This is a genomic window from Flavobacterium sp. WC2409, from assembly GCF_041200085.1.
Lineage (GTDB): Bacteria > Bacteroidota > Bacteroidia > Flavobacteriales > Flavobacteriaceae > Flavobacterium.
In genome coordinates this window covers 2950840-2972156 of the sequence record NZ_CP165625.1, presented here as the reverse complement: position 1 = coordinate 2972156, position 21317 = coordinate 2950840, and the positions used below count along the sequence as shown (strand labels likewise).

Here is a 21317-nt window from a genome sequence, read left to right as displayed (position 1 = left end):
AGATTTTAATTTTAAAAATAATGATGAAGAAACTCTTTTTTTTACTGGTACTATTATCGACTTTTTCGGGAATTGCACAACAACAATATTCGTTAGAAAAAGACATTCATTATTATTCAGATTCACTAAGTAAAAGTGATAAATATATAGACTCTCAATGTACTTTGGATATTTATTATCCTAAAAAAACGAGCAATTTCGCTACAGTGGTTTGGTTTCATGGAGGAGGACTTACTGGAGGACATAAAGAAATACCAACTGCATTATTAGAAAAAGGTTTCGCAGTAATAGGAGTAGGCTATAGGTTTTCACCCAAAGTGAAAGCACCAGTGTATATTGAGGATGCTGCTGCGGCGATAGCGTGGGCTTTTCAACATATTAGTAATTATGGAGGGAATCCGAATTTAATTTTTTTATCGGGGCATTCGGCTGGCGGTTATCTTATTATGATGGTAGGTCTTGATAAAAAGTATTTAAGTAAGTATGGCATTGACGCCAATAAAATAGCAGGAAACATTCCTTTTAGTGGGCATACAATTACTCATTTTACCATTCGTAAAGAAAAAGGGATGAATGATATTCAGCCTTTAATAGATGAATATGCACCTCTTTATTTTGTTCGTCCTGATGCGCCACCCTTAGTACTTATTACGGGTGATCCTGAATTGGAAATGTTGGGACGTTATGAAGAAAATGCCTATATGTGGCGTATGATGAAACTTGCAGGTCACAAACGTACTACGTTATACAAGCTCGAAGGATTTGATCATGTCTCCATGCCTGAGCCTGCTTTTCCTTTATTGATAAAAGAAGTTAATGCTATTACAAAGGAAATTTTGGAGAAGAAATAAGATTCATTCCGTATCGGTTTCTTAGTAAATTGATTCTTTTTAAGGTCTTTTATTTTTCACTATCCCAATCTTTTCTAAAGCGAATAAGTTCTTTGTCAATCATTACTTTAGATGTATTTAATAAAAATTCAGCATCATCGGAATAGATTGGTGGGAAATAAGTAATCTTTATTTCGGTAGTTGGTTTTCCAAAACATTTTAAAAAATGAGGGATAAAAGTGTCGTCATTTACAAAGGCATCTGATTTTACTTTATAGTCTATTGCAACAGGAATTATTGCTGCTTTTATTTGAGTTGCAGTTTTAAACGAACCATAATTAAAAGGTAATGTGGTGGGTAAAATATCAGTTGTTCCTTCAGGGAAATTAATTATTGAAGATCCTTCATTTAGTGTTTTCTTGATCATGTCACACGTTTTCTGTCTGCTGTCTTGGCACTCTCGTTCAACAAAAATCACTCCTGATATTTTACAGAGATAGCCAATAAGTGGCCATGACGCTACTTCTTTTTTGCCTACAGGATAAGCATGAATATGACTTACAATTACTATTGGATCAAAATAAGAACGGTGATTGGCTACAATTAACCCTTGAGTTTTCGGTAATTCACCATAAACAATAGTGCGGATTCCTAAAATTTGATTTGTTGTTTTTATTATAAAATCACGTAGGATTAGGGCATTGCGATTTGTAGTTTTTTCACTCCAAAAAAAACTTGCCAAATAAAAGGTTAATGAAAAAAAGGAAATATATAGGATAAAAACGATAAGTCTGAGTAGGCCAAGTAGAAATGAAAACATAGTGTTGATTTATAAAAAAGGTAAATCTACTATTAATTTTCTAATATGCTAATTTCTATTTATCTAATGCTGTCGTGCGCATGGGTTTGGATGCCGTTATTCCACAAAGTAAGAATATCTGTAGCTACCGCAGCGCCACTTCCTGCAGCAATAGCCAGCTGGCTTCTCCATCCTGCCAAAGTTCCGATAACATAAATTCCATCAGCGACTTTATGATCTGAATTTTGTAGCTGGATTCGTTGTTTTTCGGGTAGTGCTTTTCGGTGTGGTTCTACATATTGCATTAATCCTTCAATAGCAAACGTATTTGCGGATCCTATACCAATAACAACAATTTTACTTGTATAGGTGTTTTTATTTGTAGTAATAGTAAACTCTGGATAAACCCCTTCAACTTTAAGGACTTTTTCGTTTGGTATTTGCTTTATATGAGGATAAGCCTCTGATAAATGTTGTGTACTTTCTTGTAGTAGAGTAGTCCCTAATGTTCCTGGAGCAATTCCATAGGCATTATTAAAAAGGGCGTCCTGAAGCGAAGATGCTTTTTGATGAGTGATAACCCCAATTTGCTTGTCAGTGACAAAGGATTTGTTTTTTGCAGAACCTAAGACAAGTGCACAAGATATCCCTGAAACCCCACCGCCAATAATTAATACATCGAACATAGGTGTTATAACTTATCATTCATTTTTTCTTCTATCTTTTTAGACATTCTAAAAATTAAAAGAATTAATACAGCACAAAACGAAGCGGCAATTCCTATAAAAGCAACTACGCTATCTCCTTGAAACGGGTGTTTGAAGTCTAACAAAGTAATATTGAAAACAATAAGTGCCAATGCTAGAAACACTAATATGTTAGTAAAGATTTTCATAATGTTTTTTTTTTTGTTCCGAAAATATAAAAAATATTGAGAGTGTTCTTTTTAAAAAATGTTTTTCTCTTAAAAATCAGATTATATTTACAGAGTACATTAGGGGGTAAATTTATAAAAAAATATATTAGACAAACAAACCTTTAACATTAGCGCCGAATAATTTAACAGCAATTGCCAGCAAAACAACTCCAAAAACTTTTCTGATGACACCTAAACCAGATTTTCCAAGCATTTGCTCGATTTTTGAAGATGATTTTAAAACTAGGTAAACGACGATCATATTGAGTAAAATGGCAATAATGATGTTGATTGTATGGTATTGAGATTTTAAGGATAACAAAGTGGTCATGGTTCCAGCGCCAGCAATTAATGGGAAGGCAATGGGAACGATTGAAGCAGTTGTAGATTCCTCTTCGTCCTTATATAAACGAATGCCCAAAATCATTTCTAAAGCTAGAAAAAATAATACAAAAGAACCAGCCACTGCAAATGAATTGACATCAATTCCAATTATGTTTAGCAATTCTTCTCCAGCAAAAAGAAATAGAATCATAATGATCATGGCTACAATAGTGGCTTTCTCAGACTGGATATGCCCTACTTTAGTACGTAAATCAACAATAATAGGAATGCTTCCTAAAATATCGATTACGGCAAACAATACCATTCCAACGGTAGCAATTTCTTTCCAACTTAACTCAAACATTTTTTTAATTTTTTATGGGCACAAAAGTACAATTATTTTTGATTTTTAAATGCTTTACGGAGATAGCTATTTCTCGCTCTTTTTTTGATGTAAATTGATTAAAAATGAACTATTTGTGTTAAAAAAAGAAATTGTTCCTAAATAAAAAACAGAGTTGCTGTACGGGTTTATTTATGGTCTTTAATAATAGTGGTTTAAACCGCAGTGGTTTTATTGCTTATGACGCTTTCCTTTGCAACTTGATTACTTTAATGCTACCTTTGCATTCTCAATAGTTATAAAAAAAAGCATGTTTCAGTTAGGAAAAACCATCGTCTCAGAAGATATATTAAGTAAAGATTTTGTTTGCAATTTGTCTGCTTGTAAGGGCGCTTGTTGTGTAGATGGAGATGCTGGTGCACCACTAAGTTTAGAGGAGACAAAAATTCTGGAAGAAATCTATCCAAAAGTAAAACCATTTCTTCGTAAACAAGGAATTGAAGCTATTGAGGCACAAGGAGTTTGGGTAAATGGAACAGATGGTGATCTTGAAACGCCACTGATTGACAATAAAGATTGTGCTTATGTTATTTTTGATGGCAAAACGGCACTTTGTGGTATTGAACAAGCCTACAATCAAGGAATAATTGACTGGAAAAAACCTGTTTCTTGTCATTTATATCCAATACGTGTAAAAGATTTTACTGAATTTGCCGCTGTTAATTATGACAAATGGGATATTTGTGATCCAGCCTGTTCACTAGGTCAAGAGCTTGAAGTACCTGTTTATAAATTTGTAAAAGAGGCTTTAGTTCGAAAATTTGGTGAGGATTGGTATTTAGAGCTTGAAAAAGTGGCTCTTGAGATGAAACTTTAATTCATTTGCATCTTAGATTAAAGTATTTTGTTTTCGATTCGATTATCCGAAACAAATTGTCTATTAATTTTTATTTGGAAGGAAAAAATTTAACAAAAAAACATTGTTAAATCATTGTATTTGGATTTTAAAAATCCTATGTATTACGGTGCTTAACGACACTTTTAAATTTTTAAAATACTGTTTTTCAGTCAATTGTATTTACGTCAAAAAAGAATCCTAATTTTTATGTTTGTTAAAAACTAGTGCCGATTGTGGATAAGTTTGGCTTTTAATAATGGCAATATTTTCCAATCTTTGTAATCCACGGAATACATAAATTTTCAAAAAATAAACAACTACAATGTCGCAAATTGAACCAATATTACAAGAGAATAAAAATCGTTTCGTAATTTTTCCTATCAAGCACCATGATATATGGGAATTTTATAAAAGTATGGAAGCTAGTTTTTGGACAGCTGAAGAAATAGATCTATCTCAAGATTTAAATGACTGGAATAATAAACTTTCTGATGACGAGCGTTATTTTGTAAAACATATCTTAGCTTTTTTTGCTGCTTCAGATGGTATCGTAAATGAAAATTTAGCTGAAAATTTTGTAAATGAAGTACAATATGCGGAAGCAAAATTCTTTTATGGTTTTCAAATCATGATGGAGAATATTCATAGTGAAACGTATTCTTTATTAATTGATACTTATGTAAAAGATGAAGCTGAGAAAGATGAATTGTTTAATGCATTAGAAGTTTTCCCTGCCATTAAGAAAAAAGCAGATTGGGCTTTACAATGGATTGAATCGGATTCATTTGCAGAACGATTAATTGCTTTTGCAGCAGTAGAAGGGATTTTCTTCTCAGGAGCATTTTGTTCTATTTACTGGTTGAAAAAACGTGGATTAATGCCTGGATTAACTTTTTCTAACGAGTTGATTTCTCGTGACGAAGGAGTTCATTGTGATTTTGCAGTGCATTTACACAACCATCACTTGGTGAATAAAGTGCCAAAAGAAAGAATTAGAAGTATTATTGTAGATGCGTTAAACATCGAAAGAGAATTTATTACAGAATCACTTCCTGTAAGTTTGATAGGGATGAATGCCGTATTGATGACTCAATATTTAGAGTTTGTGGCTGATAGATTATTGGTGGAATTAGGTTGTGAAAGAGAATACAATACTACAAATCCTTTTGATTTTATGGATATGATTTCATTGCAAGGGAAAACCAATTTCTTCGAAAAGAAAGTGGCTGAATATCAAAAATCAGGTGTGATGAACACGGATGGTGATGCTCAAAAAATATCTTTTGATGCTGATTTTTAGAAATTAGCTTTTAGGTTACCGGTGGCACCTAGCCCCGATGGAAGGGAATATCCTTTGTGTTTTTTTCTTTAAAAAACACAAAGATAGGAATGAGAGCGGGATTAGCTTCCCAAAAAAAATTAACAAATACCCAAAAAATAGAAAAGGGATTTTCTGTTTTTTAAAAAACAATTGAGCTTATGTATGTAATTAAAAGAGATGGTCACAAAGAACCAGTAATGTTTGACAAAATCACGGATAGAATTAAAAAGCTATGCTATGGTTTAAATGATTTGGTAGATGCTGTGAAAGTGGCAATGCGTGTTATTGAAGGACTTTACGATGGGGTTTCGACATCAGAATTGGATAATTTGGCAGCTGAAACAGCAGCGTCAATGACTATCGCACACCCTGATTATGCTCAATTAGCGGCTCGAATTGCCATTTCAAATTTACATTCGAATACCAACAAATCGTTCTCAGAAACGATGAACGAAATGTTTCATTATGTTAATCCAAGAAATGGTCAAAAAGCACCATTATTATCAGAAGAAGTACATAAAGTAATTCAAGAAAATGCTGAATTTTTAAATTCACATATTATATATAATAGAGATTTTAACTACGATTATTTTGGTTTCAAAACATTAGAACGTTCTTATTTGCTTAAAATAAACGGGAAAATTGTAGAGCGACCACAACATATGTTGATGCGTGTTTCTGTGGGGATTCACTTGGATGATTTAGATTCTGTTTTAGAAACGTATGACTTAATGTCTAAAAAGTTCTTTACACATGCTACGCCAACGTTGTTTAATTCAGGAACTCCAAAACCACAAATGTCTTCTTGTTTCCTTTTGGCTATGCAAGATGATAGTATTGATGGAATTTATGATACGTTGAAACAAACGGCAAAAATTTCTCAATCAGCAGGTGGAGTAGGTCTTTCTATTCATAATGTTCGTGCGACAGGTTCTTATATACGTGGTACTAACGGAACGTCAAACGGGATTGTTCCTATGTTGCGTGTGTTTAATGATACAGCACGTTATGTAGATCAAGGTGGAGGAAAACGTAAAGGAAGTTTTGCTATTTACATCGAAACGTGGCATGCGGATATCTTTGACTTCTTAGACTTGAAAAAGAATACTGGAAAAGAAGAAATGCGTGCTAGAGATTTATTCTTTGCGATGTGGACTTCAGATTTATTCATGAAGCGTGTACAAGAAGACGGGAATTGGACTTTAATGTGTCCTAACGAATGCCCTGGATTGTATGATGTGTATGGTGAAGAATTTGAAAAAATGTACACGGATTATGAAAAAGCAGGTAAAGGTAGGAAAACGATCAAAGCGCATGAATTGTGGGAGAAAATTCTAGAATCTCAAATCGAGACTGGAACGCCATACATGTTATATAAAGATGCGGCTAACCGTAAATCAAACCAAAAGAATTTAGGAACGATTCGTTCGTCTAACTTGTGTACGGAGATTATGGAGTACACCTCTCCAGATGAGGTAGCGGTTTGTAACCTAGCTTCACTTTCATTGCCCATGTTTGTTGAGAATGGAAAATTTGATCACGATGCTTTATACAAAGTAACCAAACGGGTAACTAGAAACTTGAATAAGGTAATTGATAGAAATTATTATCCTGTTGAAGAGGCTAAAAACTCTAATATGCGTCATAGACCAATTGGTCTTGGAGTACAAGGATTAGCGGATGCTTTTATTATGTTGCGTTTGCCTTTTACATCTGATGAGGCTAAAAAACTAAACCAAGAAATTTTTGAAACTTTATATTTTGCAGCTGTAACGGCTTCAATGGAAATGGCCAAAGAAGAAGGGCCGTATTCTACTTTCAAAGGGTCACCAATTTCTCAAGGAGAATTCCAACACAATTTGTGGGGAATGAAAGATGAAGAACTATCTGGTCGTTGGGATTGGGGTTCTTTAAGAAAAGAAGTGGTTGAACATGGAGTTCGTAACTCTTTATTGGTAGCGCCTATGCCAACAGCTTCTACTTCACAAATCTTAGGTAACAATGAAGCATTTGAACCTTATACGTCTAATATTTATACTAGAAGAGTACTTTCGGGTGAGTTTATTGTAGTGAACAAACATTTGTTACATGACTTAGTAGAACGTGGTTTATGGAACGAAACGTTGAAACAAGAATTGATGCGTAATAACGGTTCAGTTCAGGACTTAAACATTCCGCAAGATTTGAAAGAACTGTATAAAACTGTTTGGGAAATGTCAATGAAAGATATTATAGATATGTCACGTCAACGTGGTTATTTTGTAGATCAATCTCAATCATTGAACTTGTTTATGCAAAATGCTAACTATTCTAAATTGACTTCTATGCATTTCTATGCATGGCAATCTGGATTGAAAACAGGAATGTATTATTTAAGAACGAAAGCGGCAGTGGATGCGATTAAATTTACATTGAACAACGATAAAAAAACAGAACCAATAGAAATTAAAGAACAAGAAGTTGCAATTGCAGTGGAAGCAGTAGAACCAGCGGCCATGAGTGCCGAGGAATACAGAGCAATGATTGAACTGGCTAAAAATGCAGGTCCAGACGATTGTGAAATGTGTGGTAGTTAATATTTAGTTATAAAAAACAAAACCCTTGCTTATTAGTATTTAATTGCAAGGGTTCTTTATGTATTTTAAATGTGATTTCATCAATTCTTATTGTGAGAAATTGATAAGATTACTATGGGTATAAAAAAAGAAACGCCTCAAGAGAGGCGTCGGACTAAAGATGCTATCTTTAGTGTTGTTTATGTGTTGCAAATATAAGTAAAAAATGATGAGTGAAACAAATGTTTTAACAAAAAAAGAAAGAGTTATCGTTTATATAGATGGTTTTAACTTATATTTTGGGATGTTAGAAGCTGGGCTTGATTATTGTAAGTGGCTGGATTTGATTCTTTTGTCTAATAATTTATTGCAATCTAATCAGGTTTTAGTAGAGGTTAAGTATTTTACTAGTAGGGTAAGTAATAATCCTGAAAAGCAGAAAAGACAAAATACATACATTGAAGCACTTGAGGCTATCGGCGTTAATATTTTTTTTGGAAATTATCAGTCTGATAAAATTGAATGTAAAAGATGTCAAAATGTTTGGCCTAAATTTAACGAGAAAATGACTGATGTTAATATTGCAACACAAATTTTGATTGACGCTTATCAAGATAAATATGATATGGCAATGTTGATTTCTGGCGATAGTGATTTAGTTCCTCCAATGAGAGCAGTACATGAAATTTTTAAGAACAAAAGAGTTTTTGCTGCTTTTCCACCAAAAAGGCATAATCAATCTGTTTCATTGGTTGCAAAAGGGTCATTAACTATTGGTCGAAAAAAACTTGTAGATAGTCAATTTCAACTAGAAGTTATAAAGAAAGATGGATATGTTTTGAAAAAGCCAAAACATTGGTCATAATATAAAGAGCAGCTATCAATTTTGATAGCTGCTCTTTATTTGGAGTTATTTCGGTTTTTAATTGCAACTCAAAAAGCTAAACCGTTCTTTTTGTGAGGTATAATTATATAAAACTAACAAATAATTCTATAAAATGATTGAGCTGCATAGGAGGTATATTTGTAATATCAAATGGCAGAATTATGAGAGCAATTGAAAAAACTAAGGAAATAAGCAAAAAAATGATACATTTATTTTATGCTACTTGTACTAATGAATTGATTGTTTATTCAAAACAAGCTAGTAATATCGAGATATTTATTTTAGCCTTTTTTATAGAATGCAATCGTCTTTTTATTGCCGACAGTTTTTTCATGGATGTGTTTAAAAAATGAATTGAAGACTAACTCGTGTTGGCTTTTGCTAGATCGAGGATTATATTTTAAAATACAGAGCTGCCTTTTTTGGCAGCTTTTTTTTGTTCTGCCTATTCTTTATTTTTTATAAAATAGATTGATTATACTTCATAATCGTGAATATTCTGATTAATATTTTAAGAATAATTCACTATATTTGAGTAGGTTATGGTTTATTAAAATTCTTTTTTAAATTCTTAAAAAAAGCAATTATGAAAAATAAAACATTTACAATTACAGATCATTTGCTTGCTAGTCAAGGGCAGCGTTTCTTGAATCTACTACTTGACTTACTTTTCATTTATATTATTATTTTAAGCGTAGGGACATCCATTATTTTGATAGCCGATGTTGCTAATAAATTTACGGTCTCTGATTGGGTTGAAACCCTAAGTTGGGCCGCAATTTTATCCTATGGCTTGTTAATACTGTTTCTTTATTATTTTTTAACCGAGGTTTATTTCTCAAGAACACTAGCTAAATTAGTTACCAGAACTATCGTGGTTAAAAGTGATGGTTTAAAGCCTACAATCGATATGATTTTTATTCGAACTATTTGTCGTTTTATCCCTTTTGAGGGCTTGTCCTACTTAGGATCCGTTTCTTGGGGATGGCATGATCGCTTTTCAGGGACTTATGTAGTTAAGAAAAGGAAATTAGCGAAAAGCATACAGTACTTTAATCATCCAGAAGAATTTGGTAGAGCCGAATAATCAAAAAACCCTAGTGCGTATGAGACACTAGGGTTTTTGCTTTCAATTAAATAGTGGCGGTATTGGTAACGGCAATTCGCATTTTTTTAGCTGCGGCAACCATTTCGATCAATGCTTTTTTGGTTTCATCCCAATGGCGTGTTTTTAAACCACAGTCGGGGTTGACCCACAATTGATCAATAGGTATCACGGCAGCTGCTTTTTCTAATAAATGAACCATTTCTTGACTCGATGGAACGCGTGGTGAATGAATGTCATATACGCCAGGTCCAATCTCGTTTGGGTATTTGAAATAAGCAAAGGCGTCTAGTAATTCCATTTGGGAACGGGAACATTCTATTGTAATCACATCCGCATCCATATCGGCTATATTCTGAATGATATCATTGAACTCACTATAACACATATGTGTGTGAATTTGAGTGTCATCTTTTACACCACTTGCCGAAATTCTAAAAGCTTTTACGGCCCAATCCAGGTATGCCGCCCATTCTTCTTTGCGCAATGGCAATCCTTCTCTAATGGCTGGTTCATCAATTTGTATGATTTTGATTCCAGCATTTTCTAGATCTACCACTTCATCACGAATCGCTAAGGCAATTTGCGTACAGGTTTCTGATCTTGGTTGGTCATTACGTACAAATGACCATTGCAAGATAGTTACGGGTCCTGTAAGCATTCCTTTAACCCATTTAGGTGTTAAGGATTGTGCAAACTCGGCCCATTTGACTGTCATAGGTTTTGGACGAGATACATCACCATAAATAACGGGTGGTTTTACACAACGACTTCCGTAGCTTTGAACCCAACCGTTTTTTGTAAAAGCAAATCCATCGAGTTGTTCTCCAAAATATTCCACCATATCATTACGCTCAAATTCACCATGTACTAAAACATCAATGCCAGACTCTTCTTGAAAACGGATGGTTTCTTCGGTTTCTTTTCGAAGAAGGTCGTCATATTCCAATTGGGATAAGTCTCCTTTTTTAAATTTGGCTCTCCAGCTACGTACTTCAGGAGTTTGTGGGAATGAACCAATAGTGGTGGTTGGGAACAACGGTAATTGTAAAGCGTCAATTTGTTGTTGTCTTCTCACCGAAAAAGGGCTTTTTCTTCTCGAATCTTCTTCGACAATACTAGCAACTCTGTTTTTTACAGCCTCATTGTGAATGATTGTTGCTTTTTTTCTGTTGTTATTTGCCAATGTATTTTCTTCAAAAACAGCTTGATCGTTCTCCGTAATTTCGTTCGAAGCTAAATTTCTTAGAACAACAACCTCGTCCACTTTTTGTTTGGCGAAAGCCAGCCATTGTTTAATTTCTGGAGTGAGCGTTTCGTCATTGGTTTCTAAATCTAGGTCACATGGCGAATGAATTAAAGAGCAAGATGGAGCAATAAAAATACGGTCAGTTCCAAGAGCATCCTTAGCTTTCTGGATTAGTGCTAACGATTTTTTGAAATCATTTTTCCAAATGTTTCTACCGTCAATAACTCCTAGTGAAAGCGAAGTTGTTTTTGCTAATAAATTAGATTCTAGAATATCGTCTAGTTGCAATGAACAACGCACTAAATCCAAGTGGAAAGTATGAACTGGAAGGGATAAAGCAGTTGCTAAATTTTCTCCGAAGCAATCAAAATAGTTGGCAAGAATGATTTTGATGTTTGGGAATTTTTCATTGATTTTAGTATATACATACACTAATGCGGCTCTTTCAATATCCGTTAGATTTAAAGCCAAAAAAGGTTCGTCAAACTGAACATATTCTACTTTTTCCTCTTGTAATTTTTGTAAAATGTCAAAATAAACAGGAAGTAGTTTATTGATGAGGTCAATTCTATGAAAACCTTCTTGCTTTTCTTTTCCAAGAAGTAAATAAGAAACGGGTCCTATAATTACAGGTTTAGTTTGAAATCCTGCTGCTTTTGCCTCTTTGTATTCGTCAATAATTTTTTCTGAAAACAATTCGAATTCTTGATTTTTAGAAAATTCAGGTACAATATAATGGTAATTAGTATCAAACCATTTGGTCATTTCCATGGCTACAACATCTTGACCTTCTTTTTGAGCGCCTCTTGCCATAGCAAAATATAAATCGAGCACCGAATTCTCTTTTGCGAAAGCTTTATACTGCTCGGGAATAACGCCAAGCGTTAAAGATAAATCAAGTACTTGATCGTAAAAAGAGAAGTCATTTGACGGAATTAAATCAATTCCAGCATTAAATTGAAGTGCCCAGTTTTCTTTTCGGATGTTTTTTCCTGTAGAAATAAGTTCTTCGGCTGTGATTTTACCAGACCAGTATAATTCACTTGCTTTTTTTAATTCTCTGTTGCTGCCTATTCTTGGATAACCTAAATTGTTTGTTTTCATTTTTTAGTATTTATTTCTGAACAAAGGTATAAGCTTAGTATTAAATACTTAATTTTACGTTTTAACTAAGTAATATGAACTGTGTATTTTTAAAAATACAGTATTTAATTTTGTTTAGGATTTAAATAAATAACATTAGCAGTAAAAAACACTATGGAAAATCTAGATGCAACCGACATACAAATTCTAAAACACCTTCAAGAAGACTCTAATATCAACATAAAAGACCTAGCGAGTAAGTTGTTCTTAACCGCAACACCAGTTTACGAGCGTATAAAAAGATTGGAAAGGGAAGGATATATTATGAAATATGTCGCTTTATTGGATAAACAAAAAATGAATTTGGGTATGATTGTTTTTTGCAACGTACGGTTAAAAGAGCACGCTCGAAATGTAGGTAGCAATTTTGTTAAAGATATTGTTGCACTTCCTGAAATCATAGAATCGTACAATATTGCTGGAGATTATGATTTTATGCTGAAAATATTAGTGAAGGATATGGCAAGTTATCAGGACTTTGTAATGAATAAATTGTCCACTATTGACAATATTGGAAATACCCAAACTATTTTTGTAATGGGGGAAATTAAGCATAGTACAGCCTTGAATTTTTAATAGCAACAACGTTTTTTGTCGTTTTTGGAGCAGACGGTTTATTGGCTTTAGCAACATTGGTCCCGCTTTTCGCTATATCTCTAGTGTCTGCTTTCGCTTACACTAGAGGATGTCGCTACAATCGGGGCTAGCGATTACAATTGGTAGTTTTTAAGTAAATTTCCATTGGAAGTATCAATTTGGTGAAAACCAAATCCATTAATTAAAAGACTTTATTTTAATTTTAAAATAGCATTAACCGCATTTTCGGCAGCAATTACAGCCCCTTCCATATAACCAGGAAATTGATTTGCTGTTTCTGTCCCTGCAAAAAACAAACGATTTTCACAGTAAGATTCTCTAAATAAAGGATGTCCATTGTTTTGATGTGGATACATAAAACCAATTTGTTTTGCGCTTTTGGTTTGTTTTTCTTTGGCCCAAATTGTTTCGTGATAAGACATAAAATCTAGTGCGTCCTTACCAAAAACCTTAACCAATTGTGTTTTTAATTTTTCTAAACGATCTGTTTTAGAATACATTTCCATACCAGAACTAATAAAACCGCAAAGGGCAAATTTATCTAAGGAAACATTTGATTGATCGTAGAACTCGGTTATTGGACCCACATTGCTAAATAAAGTACCCGAATAATTCTTATTGCGCCAAAACGGTACTGCATAGACAAAAGCAACTTTAATAGAATCTTGCATCCAAGTATGGGTTTTATTTGCGATATCAGTTAGTTTTTGTGGAAGAGCAGGAGTAACGATAATGTCATTTGTAAACAAAGCTGGTGGCAAAGTCGAAATCACATAATCAGCCTCGAAAGATTGATTTTGAGTTTTAATTTGAATCTTTTCATTTTCAAAGTCAAGACTAGAAACGGTTTCGTTTAAGTGAATAGGAACAGTTGTTAGTTTGTTTTTTAAGGTGTCAATAAGTTGGCTTGTGCCACCCGAAACACGATAACTTGGGCTGTTTTCTGGAATCTGGATTTCTTGTACTGCAGCTGCTGAAAAGGGTTCGAAATAGGAAGTGCCTTGCATAAATTGTTCAAAATAATCCAATTCTAGTTCGCTTAAAAGATTTCTAAAGTTAACATGAATAGCATTAAACCAGGTCGCGCCCATTTCGACCTGAGCGCTATCTGTATTTATGGTGTGAATTCGTCCGCCTACGCGTTCTCTGGCTTCGATAATTTCGATTTCAAAACCTTTGTTTTGTAAGCGATAAGCAGTTAGTAATCCGCTTAATCCTGCTCCCAATATGATTATTTTTTTGGACATTGCTCTAGTAGTTATTGGTTGTAAAAATACAATCTGTTTGTTTAAAATTGACTTTTAGAGTATCAATTTATTAAATAATCTTATTGTTGTTTTTAATCATTTTTAAATGATGACTCCATTTAAGGCAAGGTTTTCTTTGGTCTCTTTTATAAATCAAGATAAACCTATTTTTAGTTATTGGTATTTCTCTATCTTTGAATAATTATCCAAATATTCAAATTCGACAAAAACAGTATGAACTGGGAACAACTTTTATCATTAAAACGACAAGGCGACACAAGCAAAAGATTACGTATTGAACAAGATGACACCCGATTGGGTTTTGAAGTAGATTACGACCGTATTATTTTCTCTGCCGCTTTTAGAAGTTTACAAGATAAAACACAAGTGATTCCCCTTTCTAAAACCGACTTTGTACACACTCGATTGACGCATAGTTTAGAAGTTTCAGTTGTGGGACGTTCTTTAGGTCGATTAGTAGGTAAAAAAATAATTGATAAATACCCACATTTAAAAGAAGTTCATGGCTACCATATGAATGATTTTGGCGCTATTGTAGCAGCAGCTTCATTGGCTCACGATATAGGGAATCCTCCTTTTGGTCATTCTGGAGAGAAAGCAATTGGAGAGTATTTTTCAATTGGAAAGGGTAAACAATACAAAGACCAATTGTCTAACAAAGAATGGCAGGATTTAATTGATTTTGAAGGGAATGCCAATGGTTTTTCGGTACTTACAGCAAGCCGTCCAGGAATTGAAGGTGGACTTCGTATTTCGTTTGCGACACTTGGTGCTTTTATGAAATATCCAAAGGAAAGTTTGCCTAAAAAACCAACCAAAAATATTGCTGATAAAAAATACGGATTCTTCCAAACGGATAAAAAGTTTTTTGAACATGTGGCTAAAGACATGGGCATGATTCCTAATAAGTCGGGCAGTGATATTGGATTTGAAAGACATCCACTGGCTTATTTAGTAGAGGCCGCGGATGATATTTGTTATACGATTATTGATTTTGAAGATGGAATTAATTTGGGATTAGTCTCTGAGGATTTTGCCTTGGAATATTTAATCAAATTGGTAAAAGACAGTATTGATACTTCAAAATACAAAACATTAGAAACAAAGGAAGACCGAATCAGTTATTTACGAGCCTTAGCTATTGGTAGTTTAATCAATGATGCTGTAAAAGTATTTGTAGATAATGAAGAAGCAATTTTAAATGGAAAATTCCCGCATGCTTTGACCGATAAAAGTAAATACAAAGCACAAATGGATGATATCATCAAAATCAGTGTGAATAATATTTATCAAAGTCGCGAAGTGATTGAAAAGGAAATTGTAGGCTACCAAATTATTCAAACATTACTAGATAAATTCATTACTGCATATGATAATAAATTTAATGGGAAGGCGTCTAATTATGATGAGCTTATTTTAAAGATGTTACCTGAAAAGCATCATTTAGAAAAAGAAAATCTGTACGAAAGACTCTTGCATATCTGTCATTATATTTCCTTATTAACAGACGGAAATGCATTAGAATTATTCAATACCATTAACGGAAAAAAAGGAATTTAGTATTAGAAAAGATAAACAATCCCAACTCCTAATACTTGTTTTAATTGAAGTTTAGGACCAACAGTGACTTGTACGCCACCAACATCTTCTTTAGCTTTAATATCGTCGTCGTAAATAAGATGAACCCCTATGTTGGTTCTCACATGTTCGTTTACGACTAAATCCAGCGATAGGTCATAATCAACATCGATATTCCCAAAGTGATGGATATAATCAGAATATAAACTTAAGCGGTTTTCAAGGGTGATATTTTTAACAATTTCTTGTTTGTAATATCCAGTCAATAAAAAACCAAGCTCAATTTTTGATTTTTCTCCTTGTCTAATTAGATTTCCGTTAATGTCATAAATTGCTTTTTCAACCCCAAAAGATCCTTGATTGGCTAATCTTTGATCCATAACAAAAGTCATTTTGGAAGTAAAAGGAGATAGATAAAGCATTCTGTCTTTCTTTTTATTGGCATATTCAGCTCCTAAACCTAAGAATATATAAGCTGGAGCAAAAGGTTTCGAAACGGAAATCTCTTTGTTTGGGTAGGAGTAACCATCCGTAAACTGAGTATTAAAATTAAATTTGGCGGTATGATACCAGTTTGAAATAGTGTCATTTCTATATCCAAAAGCAGAATTAAACTGGAAGACATCATCCGTTTTGCGAAGCTCGACACCATCTTGTTTATTCAAACCGTAACGCATAATGAGTTCGTTTGACCAATTGTAATTGTCCTTGGTATATATTCGGTTAAATTTGGTTTTCAATAAACCGGAAATAGAACTAGTTCCCCCGGCGTTCCAATTGACAAAGGCAATCTCTGATATGTCAAAACCTATTTTGTTTTTTTTAACCCAATGTGTTGTTGTGTCTTTAACTTTGGGAACGGGAAGTATAGTGGTTATAATTTTTTGTGAAAAAGTGTTAATAGAGAACAAAAATAGAAGACAAGCGAAAGAAAGAAGTTTGGTCATGGGTCGATTTGTTAAAGGGCGCAAAATAATTATTTTCATTTAGTTGAAAAAATTAATTCCAAACTTTTAACGTCAATTTTGCAAATTTGTTGTTGTTCTAATACACTTCCTTGCTCAATAAATAGATCAGGGATTCCTAATGTATTTATTTTAATAGTATATTCGTTTTGAGATGCAAATTCTAAAACTGCTGATCCAAATCCTCCGGTAATTGATCCATCTTCTATCGTTATGATTGATTTATATTTTTTAAATATAGTGTGTAGTTCCTTTTCGTCCAAAGGTTTAACGAAAGGAAAGTCAAAATGGGAGATTGTTTCTGGATTATTTAAATTATCCAAAGCCTCGATGACATTTTTCCCGATGGTTCCATTAGAAAGTACGGCTACTTCGCTTCCCTTTTTTAAACAAGTTGCTTTTCCAATTTCGATTTCTTCATAATTTCCTAGATGTTTGGATTGCCAATCAGGTGTTACGCCACGGCCTCTAGGATAGCGAATAGCGATAGGGTTTTTTAGACCTAACTGGGCAGTGTATAAAATGTTTTGAAGGGCAATTTCATTTAAAGGGGCATAAATAATCATATTTGGAATACAGCGTAAATACGAAATATCAAAAACACCATGATGCGTTGCGCCATCTTCGCCAACTAAACCAGCACGATCCAAACAAAATATAACAGGTAAGTTTTGTATTGCGACATCATGAATCACTTGGTCGTAAGCGCGCTGTAAAAAGGTCGAGTATATATTACAAAAAACGATCATGCCTTGAGTAGCCATTCCTGCTGAAAGTGTTACTGCATGTTGCTCTGCAATTCCAACATCAAAAGCACGTTCAGGAAGTGCTTCCATCATAAATTTTAGGGAACTTCCTGAGGGCATAGCTGGTGTGATACCTATAATTTTTTTATTTTTTCTGGCTAAATCTAATACGGTTAAACCAAAAACATCTTGGTATTTTGGAGCAAGATTTTCTTCCGACTTTAAATGAATTTCTCCCGATTTGGCATCAAATTTTCCAGGAGCATGGTATTTTACCTGATCTTCCTCAGCTTGTTTTAGCCCTTTTCCTTTTGTAGTTATCACATGAAGGAATTTTGGGCCTTTTATTTTTTGTAATCGTTTTAGTTCTTTGATAACTGCAAAAATATCATGACCATCAATAGGTCCTGAATAGTCAAAATTCAGGGACTTAATCATGTTGTTTTGTCTTGGATTCTTTCCTTCTTTTACAGCAGTTAGATAGTTTTTTAAAGCACCTACACTAGGGTCGATGCCAATAGCATTATCATTAAGAATTACCAATAAATTAGCATCGGTAACGCCAGCATGATTTAATCCTTCAAAAGCCATTCCGGAGGCGATGGAGGCGTCCCCAATGACTGCTATGTGTTGTTTTTCAAAGTCTCCGTTTAAATTTGAAGCAATTGCCATTCCTAATGCGGCCGAAATAGAAGTAGAGGAGTGACCTACGCCAAAGGCATCATAGATGCTTTCACTTCTTTTAGGGAAGCCAGATATACCGCCTAATTGCCTATTGGTATGAAAAGTTTCTCTTCTACCAGTCAATATTTTATGTCCGTACGCTTGATGACCTACATCCCAAATCAATAAATCCTCTGGAGTATTTAATACATAATGCAAGGCAATCGTAAGTTCAATCACGCCCAAACTAGCCCCTAGATGACCTTCTTTTACGGATACAATATCAATGATAAAATTACGTAATTCTTTAGCTACCTGAGGAAGTTGCGCTTCGTCAAGTTGGCGTAAATCGGTTGGGGTATTTATCTTTGAAAGTAAATTAGCTGACATAAAGCAAATGTACGATTTGAAATTGTATTTTTACATTCGATAAAAAAGTTGTTAGATAAAGATTAACAAACATAAGGATGATTCACAAAGAATTTAAAATTTGTGAATTTGTAGCTATTATTATGGAAAACATTTTCACCGACGAATATTTTATGAAAAAGGCTTTGAATGAGGCCGAAATAGCTTTTGAAAAAGGAGAAATTCCTGTTGGTGCCATTATTGTGATTAATAATACAATTATAGCCCGGTCTCATAATTTGACAGAATTATTGAACGATGTGACGGCACATGCTGAAATGCAAACCATAACGGCAGCGGCTAATTATCTTGGGGGAAAATATTTGAAAGATTGCACGCTTTATGTTACGCTGGAGCCTTGCCAGATGTGTGCCGGAGCTTTGTATTGGAGCCAGATTTCTAAAATTGTTTTTGGAGCCAGTGATTTGCAGCGCGGTTTTCAAAAAATGGGAACGCAACTACACCCAAAAACAACTGTTGTTCATAGTGTTCTAGCAGATGAAGCTGCCGAATTGATGAAGCGGTTTTTTGCTGGAAAAAGGAAGTGATTTTTTAAAAACCCAAAAGCGATAATTTGATTAAAGGTTAGACAAGTATTTAGTAAGTTTCTCCCGTATTTATTGCATGATTATAGCCGCTGGTTTTTAGATCAGCCCACTCCCAGCCATCATCTTTAATAAGTGACAGTAATAATTGACGTCTGGTTTTTAGTTTTTCATATTCTAAATCTACCTTTTCACCGGATATAATTTTTATTCCTTTATTCTCAAGGGCTGTAAGTTTTAGTATGGGTGGGATTTCTTTACCAGGTACTATAAAAGTGGCTGGAAGAGTAACGAGATAGCTAGAAATGGCTTTCCTCAATCTAATAAGAATGTTTTTTGAAGGTCGTTGGTCTACTGGAATATTATAAAGTAATATAGTAAGCATCTCGTCAAGGTTCGTAAGATTGAGAACAAAGGCTTCTTTTCTGTCTGAGGAATGAAAAAAGTGCAAGACAGAATAGGCTTTATGATTTTGGGCGTGTAAAATGATAGAATCTATGAGGCTTATAAAAGGTTGTTCCAGCTCTTTAAAATCTTTTCCATTCCAATAATTCAATAGAATTTCTTCTGCCGATCCACCAAGTGTATTGATATAAACACTTATTTTTCTTTTCATTATTTCAGCTGAAACCACTGGAATTAAATAGGTAATCGCTATAGAAATCAAAATCAAACCTGTAAAAGAAAGTATGGCAGTAAGTATGTCCCAAAATTCACCTGAGGATTCCATGTCACCTAAACCTAAAGTAGATAGTGTATAGCCAGTATAATAAATCTTATTAATAATTGTCGTTTTCGAATTTGTTTCAACATTCATAATTGAATTAGGATCACTAATGAACAACAAGCTAGCCGATATCCATATAAGAAAAAGCCAGTTAATCAGAATCGAAACTAAAATAAAAGCTCCTCCAAGTTCTAAAACCTTTTTGCGTCCTGTTTTTTTATTAATGACCAATAATAGACTCCAAATAGATTTGGATAACCTTTTTGAAATAAAACCGGCTCCACGAACGGATAATGATGTATTTATTAAATCGGAAGTAGTTACCAAAAGGAGAATGATTCCTAGAAAAAAAACAAAATAGTTCATAGTATTTATTTTAATCTTATCAAAAATTCAACATTAATGTTGGTCTTGTCTAGTAGTTTAGCTATAGTTAGGCAACTAATATAGGGAATAAACAGTTAATATAGTGTCGTTCTTAGAAGGTGAAAATAAAGACTCTAATTAAATTGACTTTGATTTATGATTTAATCCTTTTTAATCTCACTGGGTTTCCTATTTCTTTGTTTTCTATAATAATTTGAGAGATGACTTTCATCAGTAAAACCAAATTCATATGCAATTTGTTTGATTGATAGTTGTTTATGAATTATTCTTTTTTCAATTAGTTGTATTTTTAGGTTATTGATATAGTCTCTATAAGTTAGAGAAAAATTGCGTTTAAAATAAGTACCAAAATACGTATGGGATATATTGAAATGATTGGCAATTGTTTTGATTTGAACTAGTTTTGGATTGTAAATATTTTGATGAATATAGGAAATGATTTGATCGTTATCAATAGCGTTTCCTGTGATTTGCATATTCATGCTGCGCATAGTTTCCTTGATTAGCCCAAAAATAGAAAGTATTTGATAGAAAATGATTGGTGAACTTGAAATGTTTGTTTTGCAATTGTACTTAGTGATGTTTTCGATTGTATTTTTTAGTATTATTTTGCAAGTTTCATCGAATCTCAAAACATTTTCTTTTAGAGATTGGTCTCGCATGAAATTCTCTGGTGTGTTTAAAAGAAACTCGTCACAAGAAAGTTTTTTGTTTGAGTTAAAATAAGTGTCGGTGAATTTTATAAAGACAAATCGAGTACTTTTTTTAATGTCAAAATAATGTTCATCATCAGGTGAAATCACAAATAAATCTCCAGCTCTATAGGGTAATAGATTTTTGTTTAAATGATGAATTCCGTTTCCTTTTAAGATGTAGATGATTTCGTAATAGGTGTGACTATGCGTTGGGAGGTGAAACTTTTCTTCTTCAAATTCATCAATAACTAATGACTCAAATTGATTTAACTTTTTCATAACGGATAACTACAAGTTTATAGTGTAAATCTACAATTTATTCCATTGCTTAATAAATAAATTTGCAAAATCTAATAGCAGCTTATTTTA

Annotated in this window: 20 protein-coding genes; 10 read left to right on the top strand and 10 right to left on the bottom strand. The window is 33.5% G+C overall.

Annotated features, from left to right (window positions below; translation table 11 throughout):
• Positions 1-20: 20 nt before the first annotated feature.
• A complete protein-coding gene (locus AB3G34_RS12835) occupies positions 21-851 on the top strand; it encodes an alpha/beta hydrolase (RefSeq protein WP_367772304.1) in 831 nt (276 codons plus the stop codon).
• A gap of 49 nt (positions 852-900) precedes the next feature.
• Here the strand turns inward: AB3G34_RS12835 and AB3G34_RS12830 are convergent, their stop codons facing one another.
• The 4 genes from AB3G34_RS12830 to AB3G34_RS12815 all read right to left on the bottom strand — a co-directional run bounded on the left by AB3G34_RS12830 (position 901) and on the right by AB3G34_RS12815 (position 3233).
• The gene (locus AB3G34_RS12830; protein WP_369752651.1) at positions 901-1572 is read right to left on the bottom strand and encodes a lysophospholipid acyltransferase family protein; all 672 of its coding nucleotides are present in this window, start codon (positions 1570-1572) and stop codon (positions 901-903) included.
• 137 nt (positions 1573-1709) lie between these two features.
• Positions 1710-2315, bottom strand: coding sequence for an FAD-dependent oxidoreductase (locus AB3G34_RS12825; RefSeq protein ID WP_367772300.1), 606 nt, complete (start codon positions 2313-2315; stop codon positions 1710-1712).
• A gap of 5 nt (positions 2316-2320) precedes the next feature.
• Positions 2321-2524 carry a hypothetical protein gene (locus AB3G34_RS12820; protein ID WP_367755567.1) on the bottom strand — a complete coding sequence of 68 codons (204 nt, stop codon included), beginning with the start codon at positions 2522-2524 and terminating at the stop codon, positions 2321-2323.
• 127 nt (positions 2525-2651) lie between these two features.
• Positions 2652-3233 (bottom strand): MarC family protein, encoded by a 582-nt coding sequence (locus AB3G34_RS12815; RefSeq protein WP_367772298.1) that lies wholly within the window; start codon positions 3231-3233, stop codon positions 2652-2654.
• 289 nt (positions 3234-3522) lie between these two features.
• Between AB3G34_RS12815 and AB3G34_RS12810 the strand changes: the two genes are divergently transcribed.
• The 6 genes from AB3G34_RS12810 (at position 3523) to AB3G34_RS12785 (ending at position 9959) form a co-directional block, all read left to right on the top strand.
• Positions 3523-4089 (top strand): DUF3109 family protein, encoded by a 567-nt coding sequence (locus AB3G34_RS12810; protein WP_369752650.1) that lies wholly within the window; start codon positions 3523-3525, stop codon positions 4087-4089.
• Positions 4090-4432: 343 nt separating this feature from the next.
• Complete coding sequence (locus AB3G34_RS12805) at positions 4433-5410, top strand: ribonucleotide-diphosphate reductase subunit beta (protein WP_187018179.1); 978 nt, start codon at positions 4433-4435, stop codon at positions 5408-5410.
• 179 nt (positions 5411-5589) lie between these two features.
• Positions 5590-8007 carry a ribonucleoside-diphosphate reductase subunit alpha gene (locus AB3G34_RS12800; RefSeq protein WP_367755559.1) on the top strand — a complete coding sequence of 806 codons (2418 nt, stop codon included), beginning with the start codon at positions 5590-5592 and terminating at the stop codon, positions 8005-8007.
• Between the two features lie 205 nt (positions 8008-8212).
• Entirely contained in the window at positions 8213-8851 is a 639-nt protein-coding gene (locus AB3G34_RS12795) for an NYN domain-containing protein (RefSeq protein ID WP_369752649.1), read from the top strand.
• A gap of 182 nt (positions 8852-9033) precedes the next feature.
• Positions 9034-9225 carry a hypothetical protein gene (locus AB3G34_RS12790; RefSeq protein ID WP_369752648.1) on the top strand — a complete coding sequence of 64 codons (192 nt, stop codon included), beginning with the start codon at positions 9034-9036 and terminating at the stop codon, positions 9223-9225.
• A 233-nt stretch (positions 9226-9458) separates the two neighbouring features.
• Positions 9459-9959 (top strand): RDD family protein, encoded by a 501-nt coding sequence (locus tag AB3G34_RS12785; RefSeq protein WP_367772295.1) that lies wholly within the window; start codon positions 9459-9461, stop codon positions 9957-9959.
• A gap of 46 nt (positions 9960-10005) precedes the next feature.
• Here the strand turns inward: AB3G34_RS12785 and metE are convergent, their stop codons facing one another.
• Complete coding sequence (gene metE / locus AB3G34_RS12780; protein WP_369752647.1) at positions 10006-12330, bottom strand: 5-methyltetrahydropteroyltriglutamate--homocysteine S-methyltransferase; 2325 nt, start codon at positions 12328-12330, stop codon at positions 10006-10008.
• 153 nt (positions 12331-12483) lie between these two features.
• Between metE and AB3G34_RS12775 the strand changes: the two genes are divergently transcribed.
• The gene (locus AB3G34_RS12775) at positions 12484-12945 is read left to right on the top strand and encodes an Lrp/AsnC family transcriptional regulator (protein ID WP_367755547.1); all 462 of its coding nucleotides are present in this window, start codon (positions 12484-12486) and stop codon (positions 12943-12945) included.
• Between the two features lie 212 nt (positions 12946-13157).
• Here AB3G34_RS12775 and AB3G34_RS12770 read toward each other — a convergent pair whose 3' ends face one another.
• Positions 13158-14213, bottom strand: a complete 1056-nt coding sequence (locus tag AB3G34_RS12770) for a flavin monoamine oxidase family protein (protein ID WP_369752646.1) — start codon at positions 14211-14213, stop codon at positions 13158-13160.
• Between the two features lie 234 nt (positions 14214-14447).
• On the opposite strand from AB3G34_RS12770, the gene AB3G34_RS12765 reads away from it, so the two are divergent.
• Positions 14448-15794 carry a deoxyguanosinetriphosphate triphosphohydrolase gene (locus AB3G34_RS12765; RefSeq protein WP_369752645.1) on the top strand — a complete coding sequence of 449 codons (1347 nt, stop codon included), beginning with the start codon at positions 14448-14450 and terminating at the stop codon, positions 15792-15794.
• A 2-nt stretch (positions 15795-15796) separates the two neighbouring features.
• On the opposite strand, the gene AB3G34_RS12760 is transcribed toward AB3G34_RS12765, so the two are convergent.
• Both AB3G34_RS12760 and AB3G34_RS12755 read right to left on the bottom strand, forming a co-directional pair.
• A complete protein-coding gene (locus AB3G34_RS12760) occupies positions 15797-16759 on the bottom strand; it encodes a DUF3078 domain-containing protein (protein WP_369752644.1) in 963 nt (320 codons plus the stop codon).
• A gap of 35 nt (positions 16760-16794) precedes the next feature.
• On the bottom strand, positions 16795-18576 hold the full coding sequence (locus tag AB3G34_RS12755) for a 1-deoxy-D-xylulose-5-phosphate synthase (RefSeq protein WP_369752643.1): 1782 nt from the start codon (positions 18574-18576) through the stop codon (positions 16795-16797).
• A 122-nt stretch (positions 18577-18698) separates the two neighbouring features.
• Between AB3G34_RS12755 and AB3G34_RS12750 the strand changes: the two genes are divergently transcribed.
• A complete protein-coding gene (locus AB3G34_RS12750) occupies positions 18699-19142 on the top strand; it encodes a nucleoside deaminase (RefSeq protein ID WP_367774071.1) in 444 nt (147 codons plus the stop codon).
• A 49-nt stretch (positions 19143-19191) separates the two neighbouring features.
• Here the strand turns inward: AB3G34_RS12750 and AB3G34_RS12745 are convergent, their stop codons facing one another.
• Together AB3G34_RS12745 and AB3G34_RS12740 are read right to left on the bottom strand one after the other, a co-directional pair.
• Positions 19192-20232: an ion channel gene (locus AB3G34_RS12745; RefSeq protein ID WP_367772287.1), complete on the bottom strand. Its 1041-nt coding sequence runs from the start codon at positions 20230-20232 to the stop codon at positions 19192-19194.
• A 161-nt stretch (positions 20233-20393) separates the two neighbouring features.
• Positions 20394-21227: an AraC family transcriptional regulator gene (locus tag AB3G34_RS12740; RefSeq protein ID WP_369752642.1), complete on the bottom strand. Its 834-nt coding sequence runs from the start codon at positions 21225-21227 to the stop codon at positions 20394-20396.
• Positions 21228-21317 lie beyond the last annotated feature (90 nt).